Annotated in this window: 10 protein-coding genes and 1 pseudogene; 8 read left to right on the top strand and 3 right to left on the bottom strand. The window is 34.5% G+C overall.

Going from position 1 to position 11,095, the window contains the following annotated elements:
- Window positions 1-143: 143 nt before the first annotated feature.
- On the bottom strand, window positions 144-2,195 hold the full coding sequence (locus EAI80_RS09815; protein WP_129981873.1) for an elongation factor G: 2,052 nt from the start codon (window positions 2,193-2,195) through the stop codon (window positions 144-146).
- A 320-nt stretch (window positions 2,196-2,515) separates the two neighbouring features.
- Between EAI80_RS09815 and EAI80_RS09810 the strand changes: the two genes are divergently transcribed.
- Together EAI80_RS09810 and EAI80_RS09805 are read left to right on the top strand one after the other, a co-directional pair.
- A complete protein-coding gene (locus EAI80_RS09810) occupies window positions 2,516-3,925 on the top strand; it encodes a PTS transporter subunit EIIC (RefSeq protein WP_129981872.1) in 1,410 nt (469 codons plus the stop codon).
- Window positions 3,926-3,992: 67 nt separating this feature from the next.
- Complete coding sequence (locus EAI80_RS09805; protein ID WP_129981871.1) at window positions 3,993-4,844, top strand: MurR/RpiR family transcriptional regulator; 852 nt, start codon at window positions 3,993-3,995, stop codon at window positions 4,842-4,844.
- Between the two features lie 44 nt (window positions 4,845-4,888).
- Here EAI80_RS09805 and EAI80_RS09800 read toward each other — a convergent pair whose 3' ends face one another.
- Window positions 4,889-6,118, bottom strand: a complete 1,230-nt coding sequence (locus EAI80_RS09800) for an aminotransferase class I/II-fold pyridoxal phosphate-dependent enzyme (RefSeq protein ID WP_129981870.1) — start codon at window positions 6,116-6,118, stop codon at window positions 4,889-4,891.
- Window positions 6,119-6,295: 177 nt separating this feature from the next.
- On the opposite strand from EAI80_RS09800, the gene moaA reads away from it, so the two are divergent.
- The 6 genes from moaA to modA are packed head-to-tail and all read left to right on the top strand — an operon-like array spanning window position 6,296 to window position 10,741.
- Window positions 6,296-7,240 carry a GTP 3',8-cyclase MoaA gene (gene moaA / locus EAI80_RS09795; RefSeq protein ID WP_129981869.1) on the top strand — a complete coding sequence of 315 codons (945 nt, stop codon included), beginning with the start codon at window positions 6,296-6,298 and terminating at the stop codon, window positions 7,238-7,240.
- A gap of 1 nt (window position 7,241) precedes the next feature.
- Entirely contained in the window at window positions 7,242-7,721 is a 480-nt protein-coding gene (gene moaC, locus EAI80_RS09790) for a cyclic pyranopterin monophosphate synthase MoaC (RefSeq protein WP_129981868.1), read from the top strand.
- Window positions 7,706-8,647 (top strand): MOSC domain-containing protein, encoded by a 942-nt coding sequence (locus EAI80_RS09785; protein ID WP_129981867.1) that lies wholly within the window; start codon window positions 7,706-7,708, stop codon window positions 8,645-8,647. Before moaC ends, EAI80_RS09785 begins: the two co-directional genes overlap by 16 nt.
- The gene (gene modB, locus EAI80_RS09780; protein WP_238634557.1) at window positions 8,628-9,317 is read left to right on the top strand and encodes a molybdate ABC transporter permease subunit; all 690 of its coding nucleotides are present in this window, start codon (window positions 8,628-8,630) and stop codon (window positions 9,315-9,317) included. The genes EAI80_RS09785 and modB overlap by 20 nt, the downstream gene beginning before the upstream one ends.
- Before the next feature lies 1 nt (window position 9,318).
- A complete protein-coding gene (locus EAI80_RS09775; protein WP_129981866.1) occupies window positions 9,319-9,978 on the top strand; it encodes an ATP-binding cassette domain-containing protein in 660 nt (219 codons plus the stop codon).
- Window positions 9,962-10,741, top strand: coding sequence for a molybdate ABC transporter substrate-binding protein (gene modA / locus EAI80_RS09770; protein ID WP_129981865.1), 780 nt, complete (start codon window positions 9,962-9,964; stop codon window positions 10,739-10,741). Before EAI80_RS09775 ends, modA begins: the two co-directional genes overlap by 17 nt.
- Before the next feature lie 173 nt (window positions 10,742-10,914).
- Here modA and EAI80_RS13465 read toward each other — a convergent pair.
- A pseudogene (locus tag EAI80_RS13465) lies at window positions 10,915-11,095 on the bottom strand (hypothetical protein); the annotation flags it as partial.

Here is an 11,095-nt window from a genome sequence, read left to right as displayed (position 1 = left end):
GCCCTTTACAAGTGGAAACCCCCAAATATTTAAAGCGAGTTTTTTATTGACCCCCCTTAAAAATTAAAGGTTCATTTAGTCAATCTTCAATCATTGTTCCAATAGAAAAGCGGGGGAGTTTTAAATTGAACTCCCTCGCTTCATTATTTATTTAAAATCTTTTTTACTACATTTGCAGGTGCAAATTCATAATCAAGGAATTCCATTTCAAAGACACCTTGACCTTGAGTCATAGAACGAAGATCAACTGCATAGTTCATCACTTCACTCATAGGTGCTTCTGCAATAATCTTAATTAAGCCATCTTCAAATACATCAGAACCGATCACTCTCGCACGTAATGTATTTAAATGACTCATAATATCACCTGTAAACTCATCATCAATAATAACCTTCATCTTCATATATGGTTCAAGTAATGCAGGATCTGCCTTAGGCATCGCTTCCTTGAAGCACATAGATGTTGCAGTCTTAAAGGCCATTTCAGAAGAGTCAACAGAATGATAGGCACCATCAATAAGAGTTGCTTCAATACCTAATACTGGATAACCACCTAAGCATCCTGCTTTCACACTTTCAATAAGTCCCTTTTCAACAGCAGGGAAATAAGTACGAGGTACAGCACCACCAAATACTTCTTCCTTAAAAATATAAGGCTTATCATAATCACGAGAAGGTTTGAAAGTAATTTCTACTTCACCAAACTGTCCATGACCACCAGACTGTTTCTTATATCTTGTTCTTTGAGTGACTTCCTTTTTGATTGTTTCACGATAAGGAATCTTGACATCTTCAAACTTTGCTTCTACCTTAAATCTTGTTTTTAATTTATTAAGCACTGTATCAAGATGAATATCACCAATACCAGATAAGCATTGTTGCTTTGTTTCTTCGTTATATTCATAAACTAAAGTAGGATCCTCTTCGAGTAATCTATTAATCGCATTCGCAATCTTTTCTTCATTGCTCTTACCAAGAGGTACGATTGCTTTCTTATAATATGGTTTAGAATATTCTGTATCAGGAATAAGGATAGGATAACGTGGATCACATAATGTATCATTTGTATGACACGTAGTTGAACGTGTAAATGCACCAATTTCCCCTGCATGAAGTTTATCTACTTCAATCAAGTTCTTACCCATAGGCTGATAAATCTTCACAATCTTTTCTTCTTCTTTTTCTTTTGGATTATAAAGAGTCATACCTGTATATAAAGTACCACTTGTTACTTTGAAATAAGAAGTCTTACCTACAAATGGATCAGTAATTGTTTTGAAGACAAATAAGCTTGTAGGTGAATCTTCATTACATTCTAAAATCTTTTCATCATCTTTCTTTAAATCCTTTACAATAAGTGCATTCTTTGGATGATTGGCTGAATCAAAGAAAGCACACATAGAATTTAAGATAATACTAATACCAATACGATCAGTACCACAAAGTACAGGGATCAAACTACCATCAGTTACACCCTGTCTTAATGCATTAGAAATCTCTTCTTTTGTGAAAGGTTCTTCTTCTAAATATTTTTCAAGTAATTCATCACTTGTATTCGCAACGGCTTCATCAATCATTGCCTTGATTGGTAATACTTCATCCATCATATCTTCAGGAATAGGGGCAACATGCGTCTGACCATTTTCAAACATACGTCCTTCCATCTTTGCAACATTGACATAACCAACCATCTTATTATTATCCATGAATGGTACCTGTATTGGGGCAATACCCTTACCATAAGTATCCTTTAACTGCTGAAGCTTTGTAGGATAATCGCTATTTGGATTATCTAATCCATTAATATAGATGATCTTACCTTTATCTCTTGCCTTATACATTGCTTGTTTTGTACCTGCTGAAATACCAGCATAACTTGGACAAATAATTAAAGCAGATTCACAAACAGATAAAGCTGCTTCTGTTTCACCTACGAAGTCAAAAGTACCAGGAACATCTATTAAATTAATCTTACAGTTATCCCATTCAATCGGAACGATTGATAAATTAACAGAAGACTGACGTGCAATCTCCTCAGCACTATAGTCACTAATTGTATTACCACTTTGGATATTACCAATCTGACCAGTTGCTCCAGCGCGGTAAGCCATTGTTTCTACTATACTTGTCTTACCACATCCAGAATGTCCTAAAACAGCTACATTTCCAATTTCGTGCGCATGATAATCTCTCATAAACATCTACCACCTTTCTAATGCACTTCTATGTAATGTAAATCTATAAGAATATTTTATCATACATCATTTTAATAATGGAAAATAATCAATGTTTAAAAAAAAGTTTTCCAAAATAAGGGGTGATTGGCTATAATTGAAATGAAAGTACATTGGTAAATAGATTATAACTGTATCATATTTACAAGATAATGATATGTGAAAAAGAGTTCTTTGTAACAATTGTGCTCGTGATAGCGCATCCATGGACTTACATTTTAAATTGTGTAAAATAGTACCTGTACAAGAGTTACGCCAACTCTTGAAAGGGAGGAAATTAAATGGACGCTTTTGCTGATAAGCTAGGACGTGTCGGTGCTTGGTGTGGTCAGAATAAGTATTTGAATGCAATCAAGAATGCATTCCAGAACTTCATGCCTGCAACTATCTCAGGTGCCATTGGTGTTCTTTGGACAAACGTTTTAGTAAACGAAACAACAGGTTTAGGTGCTTTATGGAAACCAATTATGGTACTTAAAGTTCTTAACCCAATTTTTACTGCTATGCAGTATGCTACAATCTCATGTATTACTATTAGTGTTACTATGTTACTTGCTTCTGAAATTGCTGAAGCAAATGGTGAAACTGGTGCTTTCCCAGCTGTATTAGGCTTCATCTTATGGATGATGGTTACTCCTACATCATTTGCTGCAAAAGATTTATCTGCTTCTTTCATCGATAAAGCTGGTAAATCTCATGGTTATACTTTAGGTAATTTTATTAATGTAACTGGTGAAGCTGCTAAGCATAAAATTACAGCTGATAGCTTCACTTACAGTGGTATTTTAAATAACTACACTGCTGCAACTGGTTTATTCACAGGCTTAATTGTTGCAATCGTTGGTATGGAAATCTACAACATGTTCCGTAAGAATGATGCATTAAAGATCAGAATGCCTGAACAGGTTCCACCTGGAGTTGCTCGTGCATTCGAAGTATTAATTCCAACTTGCCTAACTGCAATCATTATTGGTGCTATTGGATTAGTATGTCAGTTAGCTACTGGTGCTGAATTAAACGCATTAATCTTTAATGTCGTTCAGAAACCATTACAGAGCTTAATTGGTAACAACATCTTTGCAGTTGCTATTCTTTATGTAATTATCTCATTATTCTGGTGCGTAGGTATTCATGGTAACAACATGGTTAATGCTGTTAAGGAACCAATCTTCAGACCATTACTATATGCTAACACAGCTGCATTTACTGCAGGTGCTGCTCAGAAGGACATTCCATATGTAATGAACTTAACTATGTTATCAATGTTTGGTGAATTCGGTGGTTCTGGTGTTACTATCGGTTTAGTTATCGCTATCTTTATCTTCTCTAGACGTGAAGATAACAGAACAATCGCTGGTATCTCTGTCGTTCCAGCCTTATTCAACATCAACGAAACTATGACATTTGGTATGCCTCTAGTATTGAACCCAATTCTAGATATTCCATTTATCTTAGCTCCAGTAGTTACACTTGTTGTAGGTTATCTATTAGTTACTAGTGGATTCTGTCCTAAGATCGTACTTGAAGTACCTTGGACAATGCCACCAGTATTCTTTGGATTCATATGTACAGGTGCTAACCCAATGGGTGCATTATCACAGTTAATCGTTATCGCATTATCTGTTGTAATCTATACACCATTCTTGATTGCTTACGAAAAGTATCAGGCTAAACAGTCTGAGGCTGAATAATCAATCATTTCTAGGTACTTTCTAGGCGGGAAAGTACCTTTTTTATGCGTATAAGGGAGGAAAAGTTATGTTATTAGATGAACTTATAGAATCTGGAGGGAACCTTCAGAAAGGTATTGAATTAAATAAAAAACTCAGTGATGCTGAAAAATCAATCTGTCAGTATATTATCGAACATTTAGATCAGGTGCCTTATATGTCTTCAAGAGAATTGGCACGTTTGACTTATTCTAATCCAACATCTATATTGAGACTTTCTAGAAAGTTCGGTTATGCAAATTTTAATGACTTCAAATTTGATATTGTATTAAAACTACGTGATATGCATATGCCTAAAGTAGAACTTAACAAAAATGATAGTGGACTTGAATGCATTAATAAAACAGCACAGCTTTATGATAATATAATCGCCCGTACAAAAAATAATATATCACTTACACAATATGATGAAATTATTGATGTATTAAATAAATGTGAGGCAATTGATATTATTGCGACAGATATGAACGCAGATATTGCACATTATGCGCAACATATTTTGATGCCAATTGGCAAACCAGTTTATGTGTATGAAAATCAGGACTTACAGGTACATGCTAGTCTAAATGTTCCATCAACTCATGTTGTTATCTTGGTTACTAAAACTGGCTATAAACGACATATTCTAGATAATGCACGTATATTATGCCGTAGAGCTATTACAACTATTGCTATTACACCAGATGATAAAGGACCAATCTCTAAATGTGTCACATATACAATCAAGGCAGAAAGCAATGAGACATTTGTGAAATTACGAGATGTTATTTTCAGTATTTCTACTAAGTTTATCTTTGATTTGTTCTTTACATCTTTATGTGCTATCAACTATGAGAATACATTGAATTCTGATGAATTTTACAATAAAACTGTTGATTAAAACAAATAAAAAGGATTGAGCCATTTGACTCAATCCTTTTGCTTTTACTGAATTGTATCTAAGATATCTTTCATTTTCTTTGCTAGACCTTTAGTCTTTTCTACTGATAATGAACAGATAGCGACACGAATACCAAGATTAACCTTTACAGTAAAGATATTGTTTGCCATTAAAGCTTCATGGTACTTATCACGAGTTTCATTATCCATAGCAAGTGTAACGAAGAAACCTTCTTTATATGGGTAATACTTTAATCCTACTTCATCTGCCTCAGTTGTAAAGATATCTCCTCTTTCTTTTAATAACTTCACATATTTTAATCTTTCCTGATCATATTCTTCGCCATGGTTATCTAATACATCTACAAATGTTTCCATTGCACCATTGTTGATATTTGACCAAGTTGCACGAGCATTCTTTTCAAATACGATCTTTACCTGATTAACTGACTCTTTCTTCTGACCTAAGATGATTGCTGCACCACATCTTAAACCATAGCTTGTCATTGACTTAGATAATGAGAATGAAACAACCACAATCACATTATCACTGATCTTGTCAAACTGACCAAAATAAGTCTTAGCTTCTTTTTGACGGCTTGAGAAATCAATATAAGCAATATCATTTAATAATACAATAGCATGAGTCTTGCTGCATTCATTTAAGAAAATAATCACTTCATCCCATTCTTCATGAGTCAAAGAATAACCAGTAGGGTTATGACAAGGATCATTGATAACAACCACTAACTTATTCTGCTTCTTCATTGTTTCAAGACATGTTTCTTTGAAGGATGCAATATTGAAATGATCTCCTTCAAATAAAGAATACTTAGCCATTTCAAGATTATGCATCTGAGCCATTAATGCATAACTACCCCATGCAATTTCAGGAAGGATGACAGTCTGACCTTCATCTAAACATTCCTGAATAGTCATAGATACAGCACCAGTTCCTCCTGGAGTTGCCACTACTTCATGTTCAAGATGGCTATTACCATCTAATACCCAATCATAAGCTTTCTGTCTAAATGTAGGGTTACCAGTAAAGCTTGCTGCGTACTTTGCAAGAACCTTATTATCAAGATTCTTTAAAGAATTGTAAACACTGTCCAATGCGACAAGCTGACCTTCTTCATTATATAAAGAACCGATAGTTGCATCTACAACCTGATCAGCTCCATACTTTTCTTTCGCTTCCTTTGCTTTCGCAACAATAGTAAATACTGTATCTACTATTGGCTGCTGATTTACGCTATCTTTTACGAAATTCATACGTTATCCTCCGCTTGTTTAGTAATATAGATACTATTCTAATACGCTAATGCGTTTGAAACAAGTCAACAAAGCGATATTTCTCATTTGTTTCACAAAATCATTGTATTTTAATGTACATCATTGTACACTGTGTATGGCGTTATTCTCAAGTGAGAATAACGGAAAGGAGTTTGTATGAAGGATCGTTATAACCGTACAATTGATTATATGAGAATATCGATTACAGATAGATGTAACTATCATTGTGTATATTGTAATCCAGATAAATTCAAATTTCTTTCACATAATGATATTTTACGCTATGAAGAGATACTAGATATATGCAAGGTGGCAGTTAAACTAGGCATAGTAAACTTCAAGGTGACTGGTGGAGAACCAACGGTAAGAAAAGGATATCTTTCTTTTTTAAGACAGCTCAAACAACTAGAGGGTGTGAGACAGGTAACTCTTACAACTAATGGCTTATTACTAGATGCACGTACTATGGATGAGTTAAAGGATATTGGGATTGATGGGATCAACTTCTCTATAGATACACTTGATTCAAAGAAATATGCTGCTATATGTGGGCAAGATACACTTGATACAGTATTAAAAAATCTTCTTTATGGGGTTTCTGTTGGACTCAATATAAAAATTAACACAGTCGTAGGACCACTTTTTACACAAAGTGATTTAGAAAGCTTGATTGATTTTTGTGGGAATTTACCAGTGAGTCTTCGTTTTATAGAACTCATGCCACTTGGTTCAAATAAAAGAGAAAATAGAATAGAAGAAGTGCAGTCATATTTTGCATCACATTATAATATAGAAGAAATCACAGAAAGACTGGGCAATGGTCCTGCACATTATATAAGAATAAAGAATATGAAATGTGTCATTGGCTTTATTGAAGCCTTACATCATAAGTTCTGTCATGAGTGTAATCGTGTGCGTTTGTCTAGTACAGGATCATTAAAATTATGCTTATTTCATAAGAATAGTATCGCATTAAAACCTTATATAGGTAATGAAATCAAACTAGAAGAAGTAATGAGAGATGCCATTTATATGAAGCCAGAACAGCACCATTTTGAAGATGAACAAAGTGGTACTGTAATGAATCAAATAGGAGGGTAATATGGGATTTACACATTTTGACGAAGATGGAAACGCCATTATGGTGGATGTATCTGATAAAGAGATCACAAAAAGAACAGCTTATGCAAGAGGGACTATTCAAGTCAATCATGAGATTATTGAACATATAAAAAACAATACAATAGAAAAAGGGGATGTTCTTGGTGTGGCAAGAATTGCAGGTATTATGGCCGCAAAAAAGACAAGTGATATGATTCCTCTTTGTCATATATTAATGATTACTAATGTCACTGTTGATTTTGAAATAGATGAAGAAAACAATCAGATTCATGCCTTTGCGACAGTGAAATGTAAAGGGAAGACAGGGGTAGAAATGGAAGCATTACACGCAGTAAGTGTGACATTATTAACTATTTATGATATGTGCAAGGCAATTAGTAAAGAAATGGAAATTAAAAATATTCATTTATTAAAGAAAACAGGTGGAAAGAGCGGTGAATTCAATTGGCAGGAAAAGTAGAAGCAATTTGTATTAGTGAGAAGAAGGGAACTGAAAAGAAACCTATACAAGAAACTAAAATAGTAGAAGATTTTGGCTTAGAACATGATGCCCATGCAGGTAAATGGCATAGACAGGTCAGCTTATTACCTTATGAAGAAAGAGAAGACTTTAAAAGACGTGGTGGAGATGTAGAAGATGGTGCTTTTGGTGAGAATCTTCTTATTTCTGGTATTGATTTTAATGAGCTTGTTGTAGGAAGCCATGTTCATATTGGTGAAGTGGATTTAGAAATCACCCAGAGAGGTAAAAGTTGTCATGCTCATTGTCGTATTTATCACCAGGTAGGTGAATGTATTATGCCTCGACTTGGTATTTTCGCAAGAGTCATTCATGGCGGAGTCATTCATTGCGATGATGAAGTGATTTATACACCTCCTTCAGATTCACGTATACGTGTTGCTGTGCTTACTTTATCCGATAAAGGCAGTCAAGAATTAAGAGTGGATGAAAGTGGTCCTTATATTAAAAAATATATGGAAGAAAGAGGCTATCATGTCACATCATTAGATATTCTTCCAGATAATCAGAAAATGATTGAACAGGCTCTTATTAATTTAAGTGATCGTTGTGAGAATGATTTAATCTTAACTACAGGAGGTACAGGTTTGTCACTTAGAGATGTGACACCTGAAGCCACTTTAAAAGTGGCCACACGCCTTGTCCCAGGTATTTCTGAAGCGATTCGTTATGAATCTATGAAATATACAAATCGTGCGATGTTATCTCGTGGCGCGAGTGTGATAAGAAACAACACACTCATTATTAATCTTCCAGGAAGTGCCAAGGCAGTGAAGGAGAGTTTAGATATTATTATAGATTCTCTTCATCATGGCTTAGAAATCTTAAAAGGAGATGCGCACGATTGTGCAAGAAGTGATGATTGATTATTCACCTATATGGATCTCATTTAAATGCGCTGCTTTTTCTATATTTATTACATTCTTTTTAGGACTCTTTGCAGCAAGATGGATGATGACACTTAAAAATAAAGTCATTCAACTCATCTTTGATGGTATCTTCACACTTCCACTCGTTTTACCACCAACAGTAATGGGTTTTTTCTTATTACTCATCTTTGGTGTCAATCAGCCGATTGGTTCATTTTTCTTAAATGTATTTGGTGTGCGTATCGCCTTTAGCTTTAGTGCCACAGTGATTGCGGCAGTCGTCATCTCTTTTCCCATCATGTATCGCTCTGCCAGAGGAGCTCTTGAACAGGTGGATACAGATTTAGTAGATGCTGCAAGAACACTTGGTATGAGTGAAACAAGTATCTTCTTCAAGGTGCTCGTACCTAACGCCTTGCCAGGTATTATCAGTGGGGGTGTATTATCATTTGCGAGAGGTTTGGGAGAATTTGGTGCCACAGCGATGCTTGCAGGTAATATTGTTGGAAAAACACGTACACTGCCTTTAGCTGTTTATAGTGAAGTTGTCAGCAGTGATATGCATAGCGCATCTTTCTATGTTGTTGTTATTATCGCTATATGCTTTACAGCTGTCATATTACTGAATATCTATCAGTTATGGGTCAAGAAAAAGAGAGGCTTTTAAGATGCATTTAGAAGTAGAAATATATAAAAAACTAAGTGAATTTGACTTAGATGTTCATTTTAAGATTGATGAAATATGCTTAGGTGTGATGGGGCCAAGTGGCAGTGGTAAGAGTATGACGCTTAAATGTATAGCCGGTATAGAAACACCTGATTCAGGAAGAATTGTCTTAGATGGAAGAGTACTCTATGATTCTAATCAACATATTAACTTAACACCACAAGAAAGAAATATTGGTTATATGTTTCAGAATTATGCATTATTTCCAAATATGACAGTTTATGACAATATTGCCTCACCTCTTGTGGCCCGCAGACTTGATAAGATTACAATTCATGATTCAGTGATTCAGCTGATGAAGGAGTTGCATATAGAAGGATTAGAAAAGCGTTATCCAAGACAGTTATCAGGGGGACAAAAACAGCGTGTTGCTTTAGCTAGACTTCTTATTTATAACGCTGAGGCGATTCTTTTAGATGAACCATTCAGTGCTCTCGATGAAGATTTAAAAGATGAACTTTTAAAAGAGATGAAGACTAAACTAGATGCTTACCATCGACCTGTTGTCTTTGTATCCCATAATAAGGATGAAATCATAGCTTTGAGTCATGAAATGTATATTATAAAAAATGGAGAAATGATTCATGAAAAAACTAGTTAGTATCTTATGTGCATTTGCGCTCGTATTCGGTTTAGCTGGATGTGGACAGGAAGAAAAGAAGCCTGAAAAGAAAGTCACAATTACTATTGCGGCTGCAGCCAGTCTTGAAAAGACTTTTGAAGAAACACTTATTCCTCGTTTTGAAAAGAAATATCCAAATGTGAACGTAAAGGGTGTTTATGACAGTAGTGGTAAATTACAGATTCAGATTGAACAGGGATTAGATGCTGATGTATTCTTTAGTGCAGCCACTAAACAGATGGATAGCTTAGTTGATGAAAAACTTGTTGATTCTAAGAGTGTTGTAAATTTATTAGAAAATAAACTTGTATTAATTAAAGGGAAAGATACAAAAACTGCTGTCAAGGGTATTTCAAACATTACTGATGCGAAGATGATTGCGGTAGGTGATCCTGAAGTAGTACCTGCAGGGCAATATGCAAAAATCGCACTTACTAACGCAAATACTTGGGATGCAATCCAGAATAAGATTTCTTTAGGTGGTAATGTCACTGAAGTATTAAGCTGGGTAGAAAGTGGTAGTGCTGAAGTAGGTTTAGTTTATTCTACAGATTCAGCCAGCAGTTCTAAAGTAACAGTACTTGAAAAAGTCAACAACCTATTAGATACATCTGTTATTTATCCAGTAGGACGTGTAACTAAAACTAAACATCAAAAACAAGCAAATAACTTAATTAAGTTTTTACAGACTAAAGAATCTAAAGACACATTTAAGAAGAGTGGTTTTACTATTTGTAAGTAGTAGTTAGGAGGTCTTACCTCCTTTTTTTGTAAGTATTGACACAATGTATAATAAGAAATAAACTTTAACTATTAGGAGGACAAAGTGTGAAACAAAAATCAATCAAAACGTATAAAAAAAGACAAACTTAAAAATAAGTTTGAATAATTTAGAAAAAATAGAATAATTGAATATTATGGTTTAGTTAATTTAGAAACGTCAAAACCTGATTTCTTAAGAAACTCTATCGCTGATTCTTCTGTTAAAACTTGTTGCTTTATAGGTGGCTTAGGATTTTTAAATGATTCATAATCTGAAGGATTAAATGTCTCTCCAGTAAGAATCATATGGTATATACTGACAAGCATCATTCTT

It is taken from the genome of Catenibacterium sp. co_0103, assembly GCF_004168205.1.
In the GTDB taxonomy this organism is placed as follows: Bacteria; Bacillota_I; Bacilli_A; order Erysipelotrichales; family Coprobacillaceae; genus Catenibacterium; species Catenibacterium mitsuoka_A.
This window is presented reverse-complemented; position numbering and strand designations above follow the sequence as displayed.